General features: G+C 73.8%; 17 protein-coding genes. 5 read left to right on the top strand and 12 right to left on the bottom strand.

The features are described from left to right. Positions 1–21: 21 nt before the first annotated feature. The 6 genes from AB0K02_RS30770 to AB0K02_RS30745 form a co-directional block, all read right to left on the bottom strand. A complete protein-coding gene (locus AB0K02_RS30770) occupies positions 22–984 on the bottom strand; it encodes a cation transporter (RefSeq protein WP_365995862.1) in 963 nt (320 codons plus the stop codon). Positions 985–1086: 102 nt separating this feature from the next. Beyond that, on the bottom strand, positions 1087–2265 hold the full coding sequence (gene manA, locus AB0K02_RS30765) for a mannose-6-phosphate isomerase, class I (protein ID WP_365995861.1): 1179 nt from the start codon (positions 2263–2265) through the stop codon (positions 1087–1089). Between the two features lie 162 nt (positions 2266–2427). Further along, a complete protein-coding gene (locus AB0K02_RS30760) occupies positions 2428–3579 on the bottom strand; it encodes an SIS domain-containing protein (protein ID WP_365995860.1) in 1152 nt (383 codons plus the stop codon). Positions 3580–3660: 81 nt separating this feature from the next. Then, positions 3661–3843: a Trm112 family protein gene (locus AB0K02_RS30755; RefSeq protein ID WP_365995859.1), complete on the bottom strand. Its 183-nt coding sequence runs from the start codon at positions 3841–3843 to the stop codon at positions 3661–3663. A 222-nt stretch (positions 3844–4065) separates the two neighbouring features. Next, complete coding sequence (locus AB0K02_RS30750) at positions 4066–5427, bottom strand: phosphomannomutase/phosphoglucomutase (RefSeq protein WP_365995858.1); 1362 nt, start codon at positions 5425–5427, stop codon at positions 4066–4068. Positions 5428–5766: 339 nt separating this feature from the next. Beyond that, positions 5767–6195 (bottom strand): DUF3499 domain-containing protein, encoded by a 429-nt coding sequence (locus AB0K02_RS30745; protein WP_365995857.1) that lies wholly within the window; start codon positions 6193–6195, stop codon positions 5767–5769. Between the two features lie 274 nt (positions 6196–6469). Between AB0K02_RS30745 and AB0K02_RS30740 the strand changes: the two genes are divergently transcribed. Further along, the gene (locus AB0K02_RS30740) at positions 6470–6898 is read left to right on the top strand and encodes a metallopeptidase family protein (RefSeq protein WP_365995856.1); all 429 of its coding nucleotides are present in this window, start codon (positions 6470–6472) and stop codon (positions 6896–6898) included. 98 nt (positions 6899–6996) lie between these two features. Here AB0K02_RS30740 and AB0K02_RS30735 read toward each other — a convergent pair whose 3' ends face one another. The 3 genes from AB0K02_RS30735 to AB0K02_RS30725 all read right to left on the bottom strand — a co-directional run bounded on the left by AB0K02_RS30735 (position 6997) and on the right by AB0K02_RS30725 (position 12696). After that, positions 6997–8571 (bottom strand): DUF5719 family protein, encoded by a 1575-nt coding sequence (locus AB0K02_RS30735; RefSeq protein ID WP_365995854.1) that lies wholly within the window; start codon positions 8569–8571, stop codon positions 6997–6999. Then, positions 8568–12257 (bottom strand): glycosyltransferase, encoded by a 3690-nt coding sequence (locus tag AB0K02_RS30730; RefSeq protein ID WP_365995852.1) that lies wholly within the window; start codon positions 12255–12257, stop codon positions 8568–8570. Before AB0K02_RS30730 ends, AB0K02_RS30735 begins: the two co-directional genes overlap by 4 nt. A 175-nt stretch (positions 12258–12432) precedes the next feature. After that, on the bottom strand, positions 12433–12696 hold the full coding sequence (locus AB0K02_RS30725; RefSeq protein ID WP_018846780.1) for a WhiB family transcriptional regulator: 264 nt from the start codon (positions 12694–12696) through the stop codon (positions 12433–12435). A gap of 648 nt (positions 12697–13344) precedes the next feature. On the opposite strand from AB0K02_RS30725, the gene AB0K02_RS30720 reads away from it, so the two are divergent. The 3 genes from AB0K02_RS30720 to AB0K02_RS30710 are packed head-to-tail and all read left to right on the top strand — an operon-like array spanning position 13345 to position 16123. Further along, positions 13345–13839, top strand: a complete 495-nt coding sequence (locus tag AB0K02_RS30720; RefSeq protein WP_365995851.1) for a cysteine dioxygenase family protein — start codon at positions 13345–13347, stop codon at positions 13837–13839. 32 nt (positions 13840–13871) lie between these two features. Then, positions 13872–14828, top strand: coding sequence for a 2-phospho-L-lactate transferase (cofD, locus tag AB0K02_RS30715; RefSeq protein ID WP_365995850.1), 957 nt, complete (start codon positions 13872–13874; stop codon positions 14826–14828). Further along, complete coding sequence (locus AB0K02_RS30710) at positions 14825–16123, top strand: coenzyme F420-0:L-glutamate ligase (protein WP_365995849.1); 1299 nt, start codon at positions 14825–14827, stop codon at positions 16121–16123. The genes cofD and AB0K02_RS30710 overlap by 4 nt, the downstream gene beginning before the upstream one ends. 262 nt (positions 16124–16385) lie before the next feature. Here the strand turns inward: AB0K02_RS30710 and AB0K02_RS30705 are convergent, their stop codons facing one another. The 3 genes from AB0K02_RS30705 to AB0K02_RS30695 all read right to left on the bottom strand — a co-directional run bounded on the left by AB0K02_RS30705 (position 16386) and on the right by AB0K02_RS30695 (position 20049). Continuing rightward, a complete protein-coding gene (locus AB0K02_RS30705) occupies positions 16386–17381 on the bottom strand; it encodes a DNA-3-methyladenine glycosylase 2 family protein (protein WP_365995848.1) in 996 nt (331 codons plus the stop codon). A 9-nt stretch (positions 17382–17390) separates the two neighbouring features. Then, positions 17391–18482, bottom strand: coding sequence for an NDP-sugar synthase (locus AB0K02_RS30700; RefSeq protein ID WP_365995847.1), 1092 nt, complete (start codon positions 18480–18482; stop codon positions 17391–17393). 103 nt (positions 18483–18585) lie between these two features. Then, the gene (locus AB0K02_RS30695) at positions 18586–20049 is read right to left on the bottom strand and encodes a peptidoglycan recognition protein (RefSeq protein WP_365995846.1); all 1464 of its coding nucleotides are present in this window, start codon (positions 20047–20049) and stop codon (positions 18586–18588) included. 128 nt (positions 20050–20177) lie between these two features. Between AB0K02_RS30695 and AB0K02_RS30690 the strand changes: the two genes are divergently transcribed. Next, positions 20178–20930: a TIGR03089 family protein gene (locus AB0K02_RS30690; RefSeq protein WP_365995845.1), complete on the top strand. Its 753-nt coding sequence runs from the start codon at positions 20178–20180 to the stop codon at positions 20928–20930. Positions 20931–21012 lie beyond the last annotated feature (82 nt).

Genomic DNA, 21012 nt, shown 5'->3' with positions numbered 1-21012 from the left:
GTTCCCCTTGCTGTCAGCGGCTCAGTGGTCGGAGCCGCCCGGCGCCTTGCCGCGGTCGCCACCCGTCGCCGCGGACTCGTCGTAGATGTCCGGCTCCAGGTAGATCACGCGCGCGATCGGCACGGCCTCGCGGATGCGGCTCTCGGCGGCGTCGATCGCCGCGGCGACCTCGGCAGCCGTGTCCTCGTGCCGGACGGCGATCTTCGCCGCGACGAGCAGTTCCTCCGGGCCCAGGTGCAGCGTGCGCATGTGGATGATGCGAGTGACCACGTCGCCGTCCACCAGGGCGGCCTTGATCTTGTCGACCTCTTCCGTGCCCGCGGCCTCGCCGAGCAGCAGGGACTTCGTCTCGGCGGCGAGCACGACGGCGATGACGATCAGCAGGACACCGATGCACAGGGTGCCGATGCCGTCCCAGACGCCGTTGCCGGTGGTGAGAGCCAGGCTCACGCCGACCAGGGCGAGAATCAGACCGACGAGCGCGCCGAGGTCCTCCAGCAGGACGACCGGCAGCTCGGGGGCCTTGGCGCGGCGGACGAACTGCGGCCAGCTCAGCTTGCCCCGCAGCTCGTTCGACTCCTTGATGGCGGTGCGGAAGGAGAACGCCTCCGCGATGATCGCGAAGACGAGGACGCCGATCGGCCAGTACCAGTCCGTGATCTCGTGGGGGTGCTTGATCTTCTCGTAGCCCTCGTAGATGGCGAACATGCCACCGACGGAGAAGAGCACGATGGAGACGAGGAAGGCGTAGATGTAGCGCTCGCGCCCGTAGCCGAAGGGGTGTTGCGGGGTGGCCTCGCGCTGGGCCCTCTTGCCGCCGAGCAGCAGGAGTCCCTGGTTGCCGGAGTCGGCCAGCGAGTGGACGCTCTCGGCGAGCATCGAGGACGACCCGCTGAAGAGGAACGCCACGAACTTCGCTGCCGCGATCGCGAGATTGGCGGCGAGTGCCGCCACGATCGCCTTGGTGCCGCCTGACGCGCTCATGTGTGCCGGGTGTCCCTTCGTACTGACGTCGATCGCTTCCTTCCGGGCTTTGCCCGGCCTTTGCGGTGCGCCATTGTTGCAGCACCCCGAAGGAGCGCTGCCTCAGGCCACCACAGTGGCGCGGAAGAGCGTCCCCGGGCCGCCGTCGGTGCCCGTGATCCGCACCGGTTCCCCGGCCGGTACGAAGGCCGACTCGCCGGGCCGGAGCGCCAGCTCACCCACCGTCACCCCGCCCGCGGTGCACAGCAGGATCTGCGGGGTGGGGGCCGTCAGGTCGCAGGGCGCGGAGTCGGCGGCCAGCACGAAGCGGGAGAGGCGGAATTCGTCGATCGGGGTCTCGTAGACCTCCTCGCCCGTGGGCGAGGGCTCGGGGCGCAGCACACCGGGGTCGGTCGCCTCGAAGCGGACGATGCGCAGCAGTTCGGGTACGTCGACGTGCTTGGGCGTCAGTCCGCAGCGCAGCACGTTGTCCGAGTTGGCCATGATCTCGACGCCGAGGCCGGTCAGGTAGGCGTGCGGGACGCCGGCGCCGAGGAACAGGGCCTCGCCGGGCTGGAGTCGGACATGGTTGAGCAGCATCGCCGCGATGACACCGGGGTCACCGGGATAGTGGCGGGCGATGGAGGCGTACGGGGCGTAGGGGCCGCCGAGCCGTTCGGCGGCGGATGCCGCCTCGTGGACCGTGGCCGCCATCTCCTCACGGTCGGCGGTCAGTACGGCGGTGAGGACCTCGCGGAGGGCGGCCTCCTCGGGGTGGGCGTGCAGCAGGTCGACGTACGGCTTGAGGGAGTCCACGTCGAGACCGGCGAGCAGGTCGGCCGCCTCGGTGGGGGCGCGGAAGCCGCACAGGCCGTCGAACGGCGTGAGCGCGCAGATGAGTTCGGGCTTGTGGTTGGCGTCCTTGTAGGTGCGGTGCGGGGCGTCGAGCGGAACGCCGGCCTCTTCCTCGGCGGTGTATCCGGCCTTCGCCTGGGCGAGGTCGGGGTGGACCTGGAGGGACAGCGGAGCGCCTGCCGCGAGCAGCTTCAGCAGGAACGGCAGCCGGGGGCCGAACTTGGCGACGGCCGCCGCGCCGAGCTCACGCTCGGGTGCGTCGCCGATGACCTCCGAGAGCGGCCGGGCCTTCTCGCCGCCACGGCTGACGTGGGACGGCGCGCCGGGGTGCGCGCCCATCCACATCTCGGCCTGCGGCTCGCCGGTGGGAGCGACGCCGAGCAGCTCCGGGATGGCGGTCGTGGACCCCCAGGCGTAGGGGCGCACGGTGTTGGCGAGGCGATCCATGGGCTTCCCGGTCCTTCTTCGGTACGGCTGTGTGCGGGCGGTACGGCCGGCTGCGGGGCACCGGCTCCGGTTCGTCGGCCCTTGATACGGCGGGCTCCCGTACGCGGGGCGTCGGTTCGGCGGACGCCCGGTGTCCGGCGGGTGTCCGCTGCGCGAGATCGCCTACGGCTGGTCGACCGGGCCGCGGGCGCCCGATTCCGCGAGCGACAGGTACACGGCGGCGAAGTCCGTCACGGCGAGCAGCTCGGCGATCGACTCGAGCTCCGAGCCGTCCTCCGGTTCGAGCTCGCTGATCGGCGTGTCGTGGCCGAGGGCCAGTTCGCGGGCGGCAGGTGCGGCGGTGAGTCCGCCCGCGGGCCGGTCGCGCAGCAGGACGACGCGGGCCCGCAGCGCCTGCGGCTCGTCGACCCGGTCACGGAAGAAGTCCTCGGGGTCCGCCCCCGCCGCGAAGTCCCCGACCAGGAGCACGCCATGGGCGGGCAAGGCCTCCGGAAGCTCGGCGGCGAGGGCCGGCAGACCGGCGAGCTCGGCGAGGACGGCGGCGAAACGACGGCCCGCCGGGGCCGCGCCCGCGCCCTCCGTCCAGATGAGGGGCAGGCTGTCGGCCAGATCGGCGGCGAGCGTCTTGGCCGGGTTGCTGTACGTCGCGATGGCGGGACCGCACCGCTCGGCGGTGCGGTCGAGCCGGTCGGCGACCTTGGCGAGGGTCTCGGGGGGCGCTTCGAGGAGTCCCACGCGGTCGAGGAGGGACAGCAGCGGTGTCAGCAGGGCCCACAGGGCGGCGGGGCTCGCCGCCTGGCCCTCCTCGTAGAGCTCGTAGGGGGCGGTGGCCATCGGGACGACCAGTCCGTGGGCACCGTCGACCGCCTCGGACAGCGGGGAGGTGCGGGGGGCGACGGCGACGACGGTGCAGCCGCGCCGGTAGGCCTGCTCGGCCAGCAGGGCGAGGCCCGGTTCGCTGCCGTCGGTGGTGACGACCAGCAGCAGGTCCAGCGAGCCCGCCCAGCCGGGCAGGGCCCAGCGCAGGGCACCCGCGGCGTGGGCCACGCCCGTGGGCCGCAGCGCGATGACCGGGGCGGACGCCCCGGCGAGGGCGCCGATGAGGTCGGCGACCCCGACGGCGGCGGTGCCGGGCCCGGCGACGAGCACCACCCGCGGGCGTCCCTCGGGGGTGAGCTCGGCGACTCCGGCCTCGGCCGCGTGCCGGGCCGCGGTGCGTACCCGCGCCCCGGCCTCGGCGGCGCCGCGCAGGAGGCCTCGGTGGTCGATGCGGGCGAGAGCGTCCGGGGCGTCGAGGAGCGACTCGTCGAGCATGGGGTGGGGCCTCCGATCGCCGTACGCGTGCGGGGGATGTGTCGGTTGTGAGGGCCGGTCCCGCGCGGCGGGACGACCGCGCTATGCGGGGCGGCGGGCCTCGTCGACCAGGAGGACCGGGATGCCGTCCCGTACGGGGTAGGCCAGACCGCAGTCCGCGGCGGTGCAGACCAGCTCGGGCGTCTCGGCCGCCGTACGGTCGTCGAACGGCGCGTGGCACGCCGGGCAGGCGAGGATCTCGAGGAGGCCGGCTTCGAGCGGCATGTCAGCGGTGTCCCTTCGGGCGTCTCACAGGTCCGGGCTGCGGTTCGGGCGCGCCGGACGTGCGGTCACGGTCTTGCGGATCGGGCCTCGTCAGCCTACCGCCGGGAAGCGGGGTGAGGCTCGTTCTGGCCGCGCCCCCGGCGGTCCGGCGCGCCGGGGGCGTGCCGGCTGGCGGGCGTCGCCGACGCGGCCGGGCGGCTCGGGGCAGGCCGGCGGGCGGGCTCAGGCGCGGACGAGCGCGAGGACCTCGTCGCGGATCTTCGTCATCAGCGCCTCGTCCCGGGCCTCGACGTTGAGTCGCAGCAGCGGCTCGGTGTTGGAGGCCCGCAGGTTGAACCACCAGTCGCCGGTGGTCACCGTCAGGCCGTCCAGCTCGTCGGTCGTCACGCCCTCGCGGGTGGCGAAGGCGGCCCGTACCGCGGCCGACCGGCCGGCCTGGTCGTCGACCTGGGAGTTGATCTCGCCGGAGGCCGCGTACCGGTCGTACCGGCCGACCAGCCGGGACAGGGGGCCGTCCTGCGTGCCGAGGGCCGCGAGCACGTGGAGCGCGGCCAGCATGCCGGTGTCGGCGTTCCAGAAGTCGCGGAAGTAGTAGTGCGCGGAGTGCTCGCCCCCGAAGACGGCACCGGTGCGGGCCATCTCCTCCTTGATGAACGAGTGCCCCACCCGGGTGCGCACCGGCGTGCCGCCCTGCTCGCGTACGACCTCCGGGACCGACCAGGACGTGATCAGGTTGTGGATCACCGTGCCGCCCGGGTGCCGGGCCAGTTCGCGGGAGGCGACCAGGGCGGTGATCGCGGACGGCGAGACGCCCTCGCCGCGCTCGTCGACGACGAAGCAGCGGTCGGCGTCGCCGTCGAAGGCGAGGCCGAGGTCGGCGCCCTCGGCGACGACGCGGGCCTGGAGGTCGACGAGGTTCGCGGGGTCGAGGGGATTGGCCTCGTGGTTGGGGAAGGTGCCGTCGAGCTCGAAGTACATCGGGACGAGCGTGAGGGGCAGGGACCCGAAGACGGTCGGGACGGTGTGGCCGCCCATGCCGTTGCCCGCGTCCACGACGACCTTCAGCGGGCGCATCTCGGACAGGTCGACGAGCGAGAGGAGGTGGGCCGCGTAGTCGGCGAGCGTGTCGCGCCGGGTGAGCGTGCCGCGCCGGGCGGCCGGCTCGGGCGCGCCGTCGGCGGACCAGGCGGTGACGAGGTCGCGGATGTCGGTGAGGCCGGTGTCCTGACCGACGGGCGCCGCACCGGCGCGGCACATCTTGATGCCGTTGTACTGCGCGGGGTTGTGCGACGCGGTGAACATCGCGCCGGGCAGCCCCAGGTGCCCGGAGGCGAAGTACAGCTGGTCGGTCGAGCACAGGCCGATCAGGGTGACGTCGGCGCCGCGTGCGGCGGCACCGCGCGCGAAGGCGCCGGACAGGCCGGGCGACGACGGCCGCATGTCGTGGCCGACGACGATCGCGTCGGCGCCGGTCACCTGGACGAACGCGGCGCCGAAGAGCTCGGCGACCTGCTCGTCCCACTGATCCGGCACCACTCCGCGGACGTCGTACGCCTTCACGATCTGCGACAGATCAGCAGCCACGGCCCAATCCTCCTGAAGTCTTGGCGGTCGCATCAAACTACCCGCCGGACGTGCGCGCCTCGTGCCCGGACCGGGCTTCCGGGATGTGATCCGCTGCGGCGCGTCCGGCCGGGCAGCGTGCCGTACGTGCCGGGCGCGGCGGCCGACGCGGCAGTCACCGGTCAAGCGGGCGGCTGCGGGGGCCAGTTGGCCGGAGCACAGTGCGCTGAGGAGGCGGTGGGAGACCGGGAAGGCGTCCGGGCGGCGGTCCGGAGGGCGCGGCCGCGCGGAAGAGGCGGAGCGGGCGGGAGCGGCCGGGCAGGGGCGGCGAGGGGCCGGCGGGCGCGGGAGAGGTGCGGGTCAGTTGTCCGGGGAGCGCAGCACCCGCAGGTGGCCGCGGCGCGCGACCTCCATCGGGTCCGCCGAGCGGCGGCCGCCCTGTCCGCCTGCCTCGGCGGTACGTCCCTGGGGCCGGGCCGCCTCCCGCACCGCGTTCGCGAGGGCTTCGAGGTCGTCGCCGCTGGGGCGGGGCGGGGCCGAGCCGTCCGTGAGCCGCACGACCTCCCAGCCGCGCGGAGCGGTCAGCCGCTCGCTGTGCTCGGCGCACAGGTCGTAGCAGTGGGGCTCGGCGTAGGTGGCGAGCGGGCCGAGGACCGCAGTCGAATCGGCATAGACGTACGTCAGTGTCGCGACGGCAGGGCGGCCGCACGCGGTGCGCGAACAGCGACGTACAGGGCTCACGACGTTGGACGGTACCGCACTCTTGAGCGGGCTGCGACGACTCTCCACCAGGTCACTCCCCCGTGTCGTGGTGTGACATCCGACAAAACGGCTGTTCCTGCAACTGGCCTGACCTGCACGGAAAGAGAACCACACGGACGACGGCCGCACAGCAGCCGGTCACGACTTGGGGTGAATAAAGTCAGTCGCGCCGAGATCACCGATCTCCCGGATCGCGCAATCGAGCCGAACCTTGGCCGGAATGGTCAATTGGCGACAAGCGGTGTCGCCGGGGCCCGCGCGCCGGTCGCGGCTCGCGCGGGAGAGTTACCCTGCGTCGGTGATGGACAGTCCTGTACCGCCCCGCCCGACCGAGCCGAGACCGCGCCGCCGCGACCGCCACGGCCGGGGCATGCGCGGGCCCGTCGCCCCGCCGCAGGTCCCGCTGGCCGCCAGCCGCTCGGAGACCTTCCGTGACCTGGTGCAGGACTCCGTGGAGCGCCTGGAGCGGCACTGGCCGCAGCTGGCCGATGTCGACTTCCTGGTCCTGGACGTACCGGGCTCGCCGGACGACTCGGTGCCGCTCGGCAGTGCGGAGCCCGCGGCGAAGGACCGCCCGGCGCGGATCATGATCTATCGCCGGCCCGTCGAGATCCGGACGAAAAGCCGCGACGAACGGGCGCTGCTGGTGCACGAAGTGGTCGTCGAGCAGGTCGCGGAACTGCTCGGCCTCTCGCCCGAGTCGGTCGACCCCCGCTACGGCCAGGACTGACCGGCCTCCCGCCGGCGCTCCGGGCTCACCACCGCCGGATGAGCGACCGACGACGACGTGGGCCCGCCCGCCGCGGCGCGCGGGCCCGTCGCGCATCGTCAGTCGTCGAGCACGGACAGGTCCTGCTCCGCCTCCGGGACGACCACCGTGCCGCGGTCGTCCGACAGGTTCTGGATCGTGAACATGGGGATGCCGTCGTCCGCGATCTCCAGCGCGCGCGACGCGTGCACCGGTCCGCCCGAGAGCGTCTCGACGGTGATCGCGTAGGAGCCCTTCAGCCCGGCCGGCACCAGCGGCGTGATCGCCAGGGTCGTACCGGCCTTCACCGAGTACGTCTTGACGGCCTGTGCGCCGCCTTCCGTGCCCGCCGACGCCGTGACCCTGACCTCGGCCGCCTTGCCGGGGGCGGTGAGCGAGAGGACCGAGCCCTTCGCGCGGTTGTCGGCGGCGGTGGCCCGCTCGCCGACCGGCGCGGCGGCGGGGACGAAGGCGATCTCCTTCTCCTCGCCCTTGCCGCGCACCACCCTCAGCGCCGCCACGACGGGCGTGGCGCGTCCCTCCTCCGCGGGGCTGAGGATCAGCGAGCCGGCCTCTCCCCTGGCGATGTCGGCGAGGTCGACGCTCGCCGTCATCCCGGACTTCACGTTCAGCAACTCGTGTCCGGCCGGGGTGATCGTCCCGGTGGGGCCCGCGAGTTGGACCTTCAGCGCGGCGTCGTCGTCACCCGGGGCGAAGGCCACCAGCTGCACCGACGTCGCGTCCGACGGGATGCCGGGCAGTACGACGGTGCCGGCGGGATCGGCGGAGGCGGCGAGCCAGTCGCTGCCGTCGTCCTCGTCGGCGGCCCGTACGACCGCGCCCACGCGGCCGGTGCGGGTGGTCACGTGGACGGTCACCTCGTCCGCCTTGTCGGCGGTGAGCGTCGGGAGCAGTACGGGGACGCTGGAGCCGGCCGGGACGGGGATGCCCTCCGTGAGCGTCGTCCTGAGCGCCCCGTCCTTGCCGTACAGCTCGATGTCGGCCACGGCCCCGGTCTCGTCGGGGTTGGTCAGGTGCACGTAGTCCTGGCGGCCCTCGGCGAGGGAGGCGCCGGGGAACCAGAAGTCGGTGTCGGCTCCGGTGCAGCTGACGCCGAGCAGCCCCCGGCCGCTGCCCGCGGTGACCGACGTCGTCTGCTGGGTGGTCCAGCCGGGGGCGAGGGAGCCGGTGGCGGTGCCGACGAGGGCGGGGGCCTCGCCGCCGTCCGTCTCGGCGGAGACCGGCTTGCCGGGCTCCTTCACGGCGACGACGGGCTTGTCCGGGGCGGGCTTCTTCGCTCCGTCCTTGTCCGCTTCCTTGTCCGCGTCCTTCTTCTTCCCGTCCTTGGCCGGCGCGGCGTCGGTGTCGTCCAGCACAGCGGCCGCGGGCCGCAGTTCGGCCGAGTCCGCCGGAGCGCCGGCGTCCTTCTGTCCGCCGCTCTGCTTGCGCACGGGCGTGAACGAGGTGTAGCGGGTCTCGGCGATCTCGGAGCTGCTGGGTGCCGGGCACAGCAGGCTGGAGCGTTCCACGGGCAGCGGCAGCGCGAGGTCGCCGCGCGTCGGCTCGGTGCCGTCCGGGACGGTCAGCGAGGCGAATCCGGTGACCGCCGCGAGGGCGGTGGTCACCGCGATCAGGGAGATGGTCGTGCGCTTCACTCTGACTCGCCTCGCGTCGTGCCGGGGGCCTGGGCGGGCGGCTCGGGGTACGGGCCGCCGTCGGGGTACTGCTCGCCGTATCCGTACGGGTCGTGGCCGTGTCCGCCCTGGTACTGCTCGTACTGCTCGCCGCCGTAGGACTCCGTCCCGTACGGGCCGCCCTGGTGGGGCTGCGGGTACGCGCCGTCGCCGTAGGGCTGCTGGGAGCCGTAGGGCTGCTCGCCGACGTACTGGCCGCCCGGGTACTGCTCGGCGCCGTACGCGTAGCTGCCGTCGCCGTAGGGCTGCTGGGTCTGCCAGTCGCCGTGACCCTGCTGGGGAACCGCCGCGTAGGGAGCTGCCTGTTCGTCCTGCCCGGTGGCCAAGGGGGCGGGAACGTCGGGCTGTTGGGCGTACGCATCGGGGCCGGGCGGGCTCTCCTCGACGGCCGCCGCCTCGGCCTCGGCCTGGGCGCGCAGCCGGCGGGCCCTGCGGCCCTCGCCGGCCTCCGGCTGGAGGGGAACGGCGAGTTCCTCCTCGGGGAGGTCGTCGTCGATCTCCCGGCGACGGCCGGGCAGCGCGAGCACCACCAGGACGAGCGCGAGGAACGCCTGAGCCCAGATCCACGCCGTGTGGATCGCCGGGTCCTCGTAGGTCAGGTCGAGCCGTCCGCCCTCGGCCGGCAGTTCGAAGCCCTGTGCCCAGCCGTCGACGGTCGTCTTCTTCAGCGCGCGGCCGTCGAGCGTGGCCTGCCAGCCCTCGGCGGCGCGGTCGGCGATGCGCAGGACGCGGCCGGAGCCGCCTGCGGGGATCTCGGTGTGCGCCTCGACGGCGTCGGAGGCGACGGGCAGCGGATCGCTCCTGCCGTCGACGATCGTGGCGCGGGCGACCTGGCGGTCCACACGCCACAGCGCGCTGCCGTCGAGCTGGCTGAGCCGGCTCAGGCCCGGTGTGGCGTCGAGGACGCGGCTGGTCTGGCGGGGCACTCCGTCGCGCACCAGCACGTAGCGGATCGCGTAGCCGCTGAGCTGGTCGGTCTGGTCGGCGCCGGAGCCGGCGACCAGGTGCGCGACGATCTTGTCGAGGCGGGTGTCGCCGCCGCCCGCCTCGGCGAGCTCGGCGTCACCGAGCCGGCCGCCGGAGCCGCGGACCAGGGTGTACGAGACCTTGGCGGCCGAGGTGCCGCCGAGGACGAGGGTGCGGGGCTGGTCGCGGGTGTCGCTCTCCTCGGCGACGAACGCGGGCACCTGGACCGGGTCGCGGCGCGTGAGCGGGCCCGCGGCGCCGTCGATCATCCAGCCGGCCGCGGCGGCGACGGGTGCGAGCGCCGCGGCGAACGCGATCAGGGCGGCGACGGGCTGCCGCCAGCCGAAGCTCTGGGCGGCGACGCGGGTGCGACCGCCCTCGGCGCCGAGCACGGCCGCGGACAGCAGCGCGATGCCGTAGACGAGGGTGGCGGGCCCGGCCCAGCCGGAGCCGTTGGTCAGGGCCGCGAGGACCAGGGCGACCAGGGCGACGGCCCAGGAGGCGCGGATGGCGAACTGCCGTTCCTCGCGCAGCAGGGCGGCGAGCGCGGCCAGCACGATGCCGAGCATCAGGACGCCCCCTGCGGCTCCGGGGCCGCCGGGGCTGATGCCGAGCAGGTCGAGCGCGCCGGCCGAGCCGCTGCCGAACTCCAGACCGGCCTCGCGCAGGAACCCGGAGGGGCTGGTCAGCAGGGAGAGCGACCAGGGAGCGAGGACGAGCATCGGGGTGCCGACGGCAGCGAGGAAGCGCAGGGCGTAGGCGGTGATGTCGTTCCGGCGCAGGACCAGCACGGCGATGCCGGTGAGCACGGCGAGCGGCCACACCACGGGCGTGAAGGCCATCGTGAAGGTGAGCAGCAGGGCGTACGCCCAGGTGGCCCGCCAGCTGCCGCGACCGCCGCCCTTGATCCGCAGTCCGTGTGCGGCCACGGCGGCCCGGGCGACGAGCGGCAGCACGATCGCGAGGACGGCGGTGCCGAGCCGTCCGGTGGCGAGCGCCCCGGTCGCGGCGGGCAGGAAGGCGTACGCGATGCTCGCCCAGGCGCGCAGCACGCGGGACTCGACGACGGGCCGGGACGCGAAGTAGGCGGTGAGGCCGGCGAGCGGGACCGAGCAGACGAGCAGCACGGTCAGGGCGAGCCCGGTGGAGCCGAGGAACAGCGCCGACAGGACGGCGAGGACCGCGAGGTAGGGGGGTGCGGTCTGGGTGCCGCCGGTGCCGACCGGGTGCCAGCCGTCCGCGTAACGGCTCCACAGGTCGAAGACGTCGGCGGGTGCGGGCAGCAGGGCGCCGCCGGCCAGCGCGCCGCCGCCGTACAGGCCGCGGCAGGCGACGAGGGAGACGACGAGGAGCACGGCGAAGAGGAGCGGCCCCGGCTTGCGGGCGATCTTCTTCAGCCGCGCGAACTGCTCGACCTCCAGGAAGTCCGCGTCGTCGTCGCCGGGCCCCGACTCGACGACGCCGTGCCGTGAGCCGCCGGAGTCGGCCCCCGAGCCGCCGAGGTCCGAGACGACCTGTTCGACGGTGGCGCGGACGGTCGCTCCGGGCGGCGGGAACAGCGGTCGCAGCTCCCTGGCGTCGACCGCCCGCTGTCCGCGTCTGCGACGGCCCGCGAGGAGTCGCTCGGGCCGCAGCAGGACGCCGAAGAGACCCATGACCTCGTCCACGGCCTGGCCCGGGACCTTGCCGACGAGATAGGCCAGGGTGCGCAGCAGGGTGCCGACCACGAGGCGCAGCAGGACCCAGGGCAGGGCGGCGCCGCGGGTGTTGGTCAGCAGGGTGTAGACGGCGCCGGCCTTGTCGACGCGGTGCGGGCTGGCGACGGACCGGCCCACACAGTCGACGGTGCGCCGCTCGCGGGCGGCCGCCTCCGCGTGGCGCAGGACGGCGCCGGGGGCGACCAGGACCCGGTGCCCGGCGGCGTGGGCGCGCCAGCACAGGTCCACGTCGTCGCGCATCAGCGGCAGCCTGCGGTCGAAGCCGCCGAGCTCCTCGTACACGTCGCGGCGGATGAGCATGCCCGCGGAGGAGACGGAGAGGACCGAGCGGATCTGGTCGTGCTGGCCCTGGTCCTGTTCGCGCCGGTCCAGCCCGGTCCAGCGGCGGCCGCTGTTGGCGATGGAGACGCCCGCTTCGAGGAGCTGCTTGCGGTCGTACCAGCCGCGCAGCTTGGGGCCGACGACCGCGGCGTACGCGTCGGAGTCGGCGACGCGCAGCAGCTCGGCCAGTGCCGTGGGCTCGGGTGCGCAGTCGTCGTGGAGCAGCCACAGCCACTGCACGGGCTCGCCGTGCGGCAGCTCGGGCATGTCGTACGCCTCGTCGCGCCAGGTCCTGGTGACGGGGTCCCAGCCGCTGGGCCGCTTCAGGTAGGGCAGCTCGTCGGGGGTGAGCACCCCGGCGGTGCGGACGGCCTCGTCGACGGCGGCGCCGAAGCCGGTGCGCCGGGCGAGATGCAGGACGCGGTCGGCGCCGAGGGCGTCGGTGAGCATCTGCGCCGAGTCGTCGGCGCTGCCGGTGTCGGCGGCCACGACGTTCTGCACGGGGCGTTCCTGGCCGAGCAGTCCGGCGAGGGCGTCGGGCAGCCAGCGTGCGCCGTCGTGGGAGACGAGCACGGCAGTGACGACGTGCCGCGGGAACTCGGGCGCGTGTGCCGGGACAAACGCGGCGGTGGTGGCGGACATTGAGGTACGGGTCCTCCGGCCAGGGTCGCCCCGAAGGGGCGTTGGTGCGTCACGGACGGGGCCCCACACTAACGGCTGACATGTGAACGGTCCGCCGCCTGTGCACGGGCACAGACGACGGACCGTCTACTTTGTGGTCGGTTGTACTTTTTGGCCGAGTGCTGCCGGCCGGCGATCAGACCGCCGCCTTCTTGAGCCGACGGCGCTCGCGCTCCGAGAGGCCGCCCCAGATTCCGAATCGCTCGTCGTTGTTGAGGGCGTACTCAAGACATTCGGAGCGGACTTCGCAGGCGAGGCAGACCTTCTTGGCCTCCCTCGTGGAACCGCCCTTCTCGGGGAAGAAGGACTCGGGATCGGTCTGGGCGCACAACGCGCGCTCCTGCCAGCCGAGTTCCTCGTCCGCGTCCTCGACCAGCAGTTGTTGGAACAGCTCGGTCATGTGCGCCCCTCGTCTGTCTTTACGTCCCCGTGATGTTGCCGCGATCGTTTTCGGCCGAACGACACGAGTGAAATTACAAGTGTGTGGCTCCGGGCCAGTCAAGCCACGATCTGCTATTGAGCCCGGTATTCACTCTGCGGAACCAAGGCTATGCGGAAAGTGTTCAAATCACCAAAAAACTGACACATGCCAGCGGCCTGCTCCACACGCACCCCCTCGCAAGGGGTAGACGTCGCAAACGTCGATCATGTTGCGATCCAGCCATCGAAGCGATCCGGATCACAGTACGGTCACGGCGCCTCAACGGCGTTTGCGAGAACGGTTGCTGCCGCATGTCTCCCGGTCCGCGACCGCACAAACCTTTCTCCGTTCGCCGTAACCGGATGTGATGAAACATTGCCGCCAAATCGGGCATTGGGTTGACATTGGGTAAGGGGAACAGTCACCTTTGATCCCATGCCAGCGACCTCAGCGCCCCACGCGACCCGCCTCCGCGGGTTCCGCCGCGCTGTCCAGACGCGCTGTTGCTGTTGCTGTTCCAGCTGTTGACGCCCACGAGCTCCAGCTTCTTCTCGCATCGCCCCTGCACTGCCTGCACTGCCTGCTCTGCGACACCCCAGCACTTCCTGCCGAGGAACCCCCGCACCCATGAACAGCGACAGCGACCTCCAGATCGCCGGCGACATCCTCGCCGTCCAGCACCTGCTCCAGCCCGCCCGCGAGCACCCCGCCACCGTGGCCGAGTTCGCCGGGCTCGCCCGCTCCATCGCCGCCGACCGCGCGCGCTGGGAGCACCTCGTCGAGTACGACGCCACCTCCCGCTGGTACCACCGCCTGCAGACCGGCCCCGGCTACGAGGTCTGGCTGCTGAGCTGGGTCCCCGGCCAGGGCAGCGGCCTGCACGGCCACGGCGCCTCCTCCGGCGTGCTCACCGTGCTCGACGGCCGGCTCACCGAGCGCACCGAGGGCGGCGAGCGGTCCCTGGCCGCGGGCGCGCAGCGCGTCTTCGCCCCCGGCTATGTCCACGAGGTCGTCAACGACTCCCTGGAGCCGGCCGTCAGCCTGCACGTGTACTACCCGGGCCTGACCGAGATGCCCATGCACACCTCGGCCCGGTGCGCGCAGGAGTCCCTTCCCGTCTGAGGGGCCGTCGGCGCGCCTGCCAAGATGGGCGCATGCGCATTGTGGTTCTGGCCGGCGGTATCGGCGGCGCCCGTTTCCTCCGCGGTCTCCTGCAGGCCGCGCCCGAGGCGGACGTCACGGTGATCGGCAACACCGGCGACGACATCCATCTGTTCGGGCTGAAGGTCTGCCCCGACCTCGACACCGTGATGTACACCCTCGGCGGTGGCATCGACGAGGAGCGGGGCTGGGGACGCAGCGACGAGACGTTCCGGGTCAAGGACGAGCTGGCCGAGTACGGCGTCGGACCCGAGTGGTTCGGGCTCGGCGACCGCGACTTCGCCACGCACATCGTCCGCACCCAGATGATCGGCGCCGGCTACCCGCTCAGTGCCGTCACAGAGGCGCTGTGCGACCGGTGGCGGCCGGGCGTACGGCTGCTGCCCATGTCCGACGACCGCGTCGAGACGCATGTCGCCGTCACCCTCGACGGAGAGCGCCGGGTCGTCCACTTCCAGGAGTACTGGGTCAGGCTGCGGGCGTCCGTGCCGGCCGAGGCCGTCGTGCCGGTCGGCGCCGAGCAGGCCAAGCCGGCGCCCGGCGTGCTGGAGGCGATCGCCGAGGCGGACGTCGTCCTCTTCCCGCCGTCCAACCCCGTCGTCAGCATCGGCACCATCCTGTCCGTGCCCGGCATCCGCGAGGCGATCGCCGAGGCGGGCGTACCGGTCGTGGGCCTGTCCCCCATCGTCGGCGACGCGCCCGTGCGCGGCATGGCCGACAAGGTGCTCGCCGCCGTGGGCGTGGAGGCGACGGCGGCGGCAGTCGCCCGGCACTACGGCTCCGGGCTGCTCGACGGCTGGCTCGTCGACACGGTCGACACGGCCGCCGTGCCCGACGTCGAGGCGGCGGGCATCCGCTGCCGCGCCGTGCCGCTGATGATGACCGACACCGACGCGACCGCGGAGATGGCCCGCGCCGCCCTGGCGCTGGCCGAGGAGGTACGGGGGTGAGCTCGCCCTCCTACCGGGTCTGGGCGCTGCCCGGCATCGGCGAGGTCCGGCCGGGCGACAACCTGGCCAAGCTGATCGCCGCGACCGCGCCCGGACTCGTCGACGGCGACGTCCTGCTCGTCACCTCGAAGATCGTCAGCAAGGCCGAGGGCCGGATCGTCGAGGCGGCGGACCGCGAGGCGGCCATCGACGCCGAGACGGTGCGGGTGGTCGCGCGCCGGGGGGCCCTGCGCATCGTCGAGAACCGCCAGGGCCTGGTCATGGCCGCGGCGGGGGTCGACGCCTCGAACACGCCCGCGGGCACCGTGCTCCTGCTCCCCGAGGACCCCGACGCCTCGGCCCGCGCGATCCGCGAGGGGCTGCGCGACGAACTGGGCGTCGACATCGGCGTGATCGTCACGGACACGTCCGGGCGGCCGTGGCGCAGCGGGCTGACCGACGTCGCGATCGGTGCGGCGGGAGTGCGCGTGCTGGACGACCTGCGCGGCGGCACGGACGCGTACGGCAACCCGCTGACCGCGACCGTGGTCGCCACGGCCGACGAACTCGCCGCCGCGGGCGACCTGGTGAAGGGCAAGGCCGAGGGGCTGCCCGTCGCCGTCGTCCGGGGACTGGCGCACGTGGTCGACGAGGCCGGCCCCGGTGCGCGGGCGCTCGTACGGGGCGCGGCCGACGACATGTTCCGGCTCGGGACGTCCGAGGCGGTGCGCGAGGCGGTGACCCAGCGGCGTACGGTGCGCGCGTTCACGGACCAGCCGGTGGACGGCGGGGCGGTGCGCCGCGCGGTCGCGGCGGCGGTGACGGCGCCCGCGCCGCACCACACCACGCCGTGGCGCTTCGTCCTGCTGGAGTCCGAGTCCTCCCGCGTCCGTCTCCTCGACGCGATGCGCGAGGCGTGGGTCGCGGATCTGCGGCGCGACGGCGCGTCGCAGGAGGCGATCGCGAGGCGCGTACGGCGCGGGGACGTCCTGCGGCGCGCACCCTACCTGGCGGTCCCCTGCCTGGTGGCCGAGGGCGCGCACGCGTACGGCGACGAACGCCGGGACACCGCCGAGCGCGAGATGTTCGTGACCGCGGTGGGCGCGGGCATCCAGAACTTCCTGGTCGCGCTCGCGGGCGAGCGGCTGGGCTCGGCGTGGGTGTCGTCGACGATGTTCTGCCGCGAGGTCGTGCGGGAGGTGCTGGGGCTGCCGTCCGCATGGGACCCGATGGGCGCGGTGGCGATCGGTCACCCGGCGGCCGCGCCCACGGCACGGCCGGCACGGGACGCGGCGTCGTTCATCGAGGTGCGGTAGCCCCCGGTCGGAGGGACCGGGTCACGCCCCCGTGCGGGGCCCGGTCCGTGCGGGGCCCGTGCGGGCGCGGGACCCGTGCGTGCCCGGGGCCCGTGCGTGCCGGGGGCCCGTCCATGCGCCGGGCCCGTCCATGCGCGGGGCGCGGCGAAGTCCGTACGCGGGCCCGTCCGTGCCCGGGGCCCGATCCGTGCGCGGGGCCCGTCTGTGTCCGGGCCGCGACCTTGCCCGGGGCACGACAGTACGCGGGCCGCACCCGGCGGGGTCACCACGCCGCGATGTCCACCCGGCGCATCTTGGGCTCGCGGCGGGGCGGCACGCGGCCCGAGAGGAGGATCAGCCGGGCCGCGCGGTGGCGCTGGCCCTCGTAAGGGGCCAGCAGCTCCAGCATCGCCGCGTCGTCCGCGTTCCGGTCGCCCGCCAGGGCGTAGCCCACGATCCGGGGCAGATGGAGGTCGCCCACCGTCACCGCGTCGGCCGCGCCGTTGCTGCGCTGCACCGTCTCGGCCGACGTCCACGGGCCGATGCCCGGGATCAACTCCAGTCTTGCCCTGGCCTGTTCGGGCTCCATCACCGCCGCTTCCTCCAGGCGGCGCGCCACCCTCACCGCCCGCAGGATCGTCGCGGCACGCTTGTCGTCCACGCCCGCGCGGTGCCACTCCCAGGACGGGATCATCGCCCAGCCGCGCGGGTCCGGCATGACGTGCAGCCGCTCGTCCGGGCCCGGTGCCGGCTCGCCGAACCGGCGGACCAGCCGCCGCCACGCCCGGTATGCCTCGTCCGACGTGATCTTCTGTTCCAGGATCGACGGGATCAGGGACTCCGTCACCAGTCCTGTGCGCAGCAGACGCAGTCCCGGGCGGCGGTGCTGCGACGCGGCGACCAGGCGGTGGCGCGGGGTGAAGTCCTCGGGTGTGTCGGCCGCGCCGAGCAGGTCGGGCAGCCGGTCGAGCAGCCACTCGCCGCCCGCGCCCCACGCCTCGGCCTCCACCGTGCCGCCCCGGAGAGCGACCCTCAGCGTGCCGGGGCCCTCGGGCGTGCGGCTGGCCCGCCAGACGGAGCCGTCGGGCGTGGTACGGAAGGTGGGGTCGGCCGGCCCGCGGCGCAGCGGCCCGAGGACCAGGCCCAGGTCGAGGGGGTACGGCGGTGTCCACCGGCGTGTGCGGGCGGCCGAGACCTGACGCGGTACGGCGGCGGGTACGCGTGGCGCGCCGCCGCGCACCCTCGCGCGGCCGGCGCCCGGTTCGAAGCGTCCTGCCATGCGGTCAGGCTACTGGTCGGAGGAGAAGCGGACCGCGCCCGCCGGGAGCACCGCGTCGCACCACACCCGCGCGCCGTCCCTGAGCTCGTTGTCCGCCCCGACGACCGCCCCGTCGCCGACGACCACGCCGGACAGGACCGTACGGGCGCCTATGCGCGCGCCTTCGCCGACGAGCGAGGCCTCGATCATCGCGCCCGCCTCCACGACGGCGCCCGCGAGGACCGTGCTGCCGTCGATGCGCGCGCCCTCGCCCACCACGGCGCCCTCGCCGACGACCGTGCCGCCGGTCAGCTTGGCGCCGGCCGCCACGCGCGCGGAAGGCAGCACCAGCCGGTCGCCGCGCCGCCCGGGGACCGCGGGGGACGGGGCCCGGCCGAGCACCAGGTCGGCGGAGCCGCGCACGAAGGCGTGCGGCGTTCCGAGGTCCAGCCAGTACGTGGAGTCGACCATTCCCTGCAGATGGGCGCCGGAACGCAGCAGCTGCGGGAACGTCTCGCGTTCGACGGAGACGGGCCGGCCGGCGGGGATCGCGTCGATGACCGACCGGCGGAAGACGTAGGCGCCGGCGTTGATCTGGTCGGTGACGATCTCCTCCGGCGTCTGCGGCTTCTCCAGGAAGGCCGTGACGCGTCCGGTGTCGTCGGTCGGTACGAGGCCGTAGGCGCGCGGGTCGTCCACGCGCGTGAGGTGGAGGGAGACGTCCGCACCGGTCGCGCGATGGGTGTCGACCAGGGCCCCGATGTCGAGGCCGGTGAGGATGTCGCCGTTGAAGACGAGAACGGGGTCCTCGGGCGCGGAGCGCAGCCGGGAGGCGACGTTGCGGATCGCGCCGCCGGTGCCGAGCGGCTCCTGCTCGGTCACGTACTCCAGGTGCAGTCCGAGCGCCGAGCCGTCGCCGAAGTACGGCTCGAACACCTCGGCCAGGTAGGAGGTCGCGAGCACGATGTGCTCGACGCCCGCGGACCGCGCCCGCGCCAACTGGTGGGTGAGGAAGGGGACGCCGGCCGCGGGGACCATCGGCTTCGGTGTGCGGACGGTCAGCGGACGCAGCCGGGTGCCCTTGCCTCCGACCAGGAGAATCGCTTCTGGGGCCTGGTTCAACGCGGTCTCTGCTTCCTGCTGGGGCCGGCACGGTCGCTGGTGGGACCGGTCAGTTTATGCAGGGGATGCCGCTGTCACGACGCGCGTGGCCCCGGTGTACGGGTCAGCGGCCCTGGTAAGTGGCCGATGCCGTACGGGCGGTGCCGAGTTTGCCGTAGAGCCTGCCGCCCGGGCAGTCCGTGTCGAACCCGTCGCGGTGTCCGGCGATGGCGTTGAGTGTGACCCTCGTTCCCTCCGCGTACTTGCCGCTTCCCCCGGAGACGAGTGTGACCCTGCCCTTCGGGTTGACGCCGTACAGTCCGAGCTTCCACGCCGTCAGCTTGGCCACGGCGGTCACGGCGGCCGCCGGCGGATTGGAGGAACTGAACGAGCCGAGGACGGCGATTCCGGTGCTGTTCTTGTTGAAGCCGAGGGTGTGGGCGCCTTGCACCGGCTTGGCGACGCCTCCTGCCCGGCCTTCGTAGATGTTTCCGCACTTGTCGACCACGAAGTTGTAGCCGATGTCGCGCCAGCCGCTGCTCTCGACGTGGTAGCGGTAGATGCTGCGCAGGACGGAGGGCGCCTCCTGGCAGCTGTAGTTGTTGCCGGTGTCGCTGTGGTGCACGAAGGCGGCCTTCACCGAGTTCGTGTAGACGAAGTCCGGCTCGCGCAGGCTCTCGTCCGCGCCCCACCCCTTGCGTGTGATGATGCGCGGGCGGGGCCCGATGTAGGGCTTGGCCGTCACGGCGTCGAACACGAGGTCGCCCGCCGCCGCGGCCTCCGCCTCCGTGTCCAGCTGGTTGAGCGCCGGGATCTCCAGTCCGCCGGCCGGCGCACGCCCCTCGGAGCCCTCGGCACCGGAACCCTCGCCGCCGAGCCCCTCGCCGCCAGGACCCTCGGCACCGGAACCCTCGCCGCCAGGACCCTCGCCGCCGGGGCCAGAGGTGATGGGCCCGGTGTCCGCCGGGTCGTCACCGGGGTCGACGAGTTCGAGGCGCATGCCCTCCGGCAGCCGGCCCGCTCGGCGGTCGGACTGGCGCACCCGCACCTCCACGCCGTCGGACGCGCCGACCCACAGGGGCGCCGTTGCCCCGCGCACCCGGCCCGACTGGCTCTCCGCGGTGCCGGGGTCGGCGGCGTGGTCCTCGTTGTGGGTCTGGACCTCCTGCCATGCGGACCAGGTCCACGAGCCGATGCCGCGGGTGCGGACCTCGACGGTGCCGTCCAGGTGTGCGGACGCGTCGTCCCAGACGATGCCGACCAGGGAGAACGGCTCCACGTCCTGACGGGGCAGGCCCTGGACCGGGGCCTGGACCGCGCGGTCGGCTGGCGCTGTGCCGAGCGGCTGCAGCGGCAGCGACCGCGTGCTGCCGGGGACGTCCGGTACGTCGCCCCGCGTGCTGCCGGGGACGTCCGGTACGTCGCCCCGCACGCCGCCGAGGACGTCCGCGACGTCACCCCGCGTGCCGCCGAGGACGTCCGGAACGTCACCAGGGGGTGCGGCGAGAGCGCCGGAGGTGAGCGAGAGCGGAAGGACGAGCGCGGCCGCGCACGCCACGGTGATCGAAGATGCCAGATATCCACGCATGGCAGAAAGCCTGGGACGGGTGCGCGGAGAGCGCCTGCCGGGAAATCGGCCCCGCGCCCGGCCGACCGGAGGACCCCGTTCACCGGTACGGCGGCCCCGCCCGGCGCCCCCGGCGTACGCTTGCGCGGGTGAACGCCAGCGACCGTACCCCTGCCGACCTGCTGCGATCCGCGCTCGCCGCGGACCCGGCACGCCCCTTGGTCACCTTCTACGACGATGCCACCGGTGAGCGCGTGGAATTGTCCGTCGCGACCTTCGCCAATTGGGTGGCCAAGACCGCCAATCTCCTTCAGGGAGACCTCGCCGCCGAACCGGGCGAACGCCTGGCGCTGTTGCTGCCGGCGCACTGGCAGACCGCCGTGTGGCTGCTGGCCTGTTCGTCGGTGGGCGTCGTCGCGGACGTCGGCGGCGATCCGGCCCGTGCGGACCACGTGGTCGCCGGTCCGGGCCAGTTCGACGCCGGGCTCGCGTGCCGGGGCGAGCGGATCGCTCTGTCGCTGGCACCGCTCGGCCGCCGCTTCCCCGTCCCGCCGGCCGGTTACGCCGACTACGCGGTGGAGGTGCCCAGTCAGGGGGACCGGTTCGCCCCGTACGCGCCGGTGGACCCGGACGAGGCCGCCCTCGCGGTGGCCGGTGTGGAGCTGACCGGCGCCGAACTCGTCGAGCGGGCACGCGCGGACGCGGAGCGGCTCGGGCTCGGACCGGGCTCCCGGCTGCTGTCCGGCCTGCCGTACGACACCTGGGAGGGACTGTCCGCGGGGCTGTTCGCTCCGCTGGCGGCCGGTGGTTCCGTCGTACTGTGCCGCAACCTGGGCGAGTTGTCCGAGGACGGCCTGGCGAAGCGGATCGAGAGCGAGCGGGTCACGGGCACCGCGGTATGACAAGCCACTGAGGTCCACTCATGTGGCGCACACCCGGGCCGAGCCCTCCGGCCCGGGCGTCAACTCCGGTGGATGATCGGCG

This window comes from Streptomyces sp. NPDC049597 (assembly GCF_040675505.1).
Classification (GTDB): domain Bacteria; phylum Actinomycetota; class Actinomycetes; order Streptomycetales; family Streptomycetaceae; genus Streptomyces.
Note: the sequence above shows the minus strand (reverse complement) of the source record. Positions and strands in the feature narration are given on the sequence as shown.

Coding starts and splice junctions, on each gene's coding strand:
- AB0K02_RS30730 (WP_365995852.1), bottom strand. CDS start 12,257: ATGTCCGCCACCACCGCCGCGTTTGTCCCGGCACACGCGCCCGAGTTC.
- manA (WP_365995861.1), bottom strand. CDS start 2,265: ATGGATCGCCTCGCCAACACCGTGCGCCCCTACGCCTGGGGGTCCACG.
- AB0K02_RS30755 (WP_365995859.1), bottom strand. CDS start 3,843: ATGCCGCTCGAAGCCGGCCTCCTCGAGATCCTCGCCTGCCCGGCGTGC.
- AB0K02_RS30705 (WP_365995848.1), bottom strand. CDS start 17,381: ATGGCAGGACGCTTCGAACCGGGCGCCGGCCGCGCGAGGGTGCGCGGC.
- AB0K02_RS30760 (WP_365995860.1), bottom strand. CDS start 3,579: ATGCTCGACGAGTCGCTCCTCGACGCCCCGGACGCTCTCGCCCGCATC.
- AB0K02_RS30720 (WP_365995851.1), top strand. CDS start 13,345: ATGAACAGCGACAGCGACCTCCAGATCGCCGGCGACATCCTCGCCGTC.
- AB0K02_RS30725 (WP_018846780.1), bottom strand. CDS start 12,696: ATGACCGAGCTGTTCCAACAACTGCTGGTCGAGGACGCGGACGAGGAA.
- AB0K02_RS30740 (WP_365995856.1), top strand. CDS start 6,470: ATGGACAGTCCTGTACCGCCCCGCCCGACCGAGCCGAGACCGCGCCGC.
- AB0K02_RS30695 (WP_365995846.1), bottom strand. CDS start 20,049: ATGCGTGGATATCTGGCATCTTCGATCACCGTGGCGTGCGCGGCCGCG.
- AB0K02_RS30770 (WP_365995862.1), bottom strand. CDS start 984: ATGAGCGCGTCAGGCGGCACCAAGGCGATCGTGGCGGCACTCGCCGCC.
- cofD (WP_365995850.1), top strand. CDS start 13,872: ATGCGCATTGTGGTTCTGGCCGGCGGTATCGGCGGCGCCCGTTTCCTC.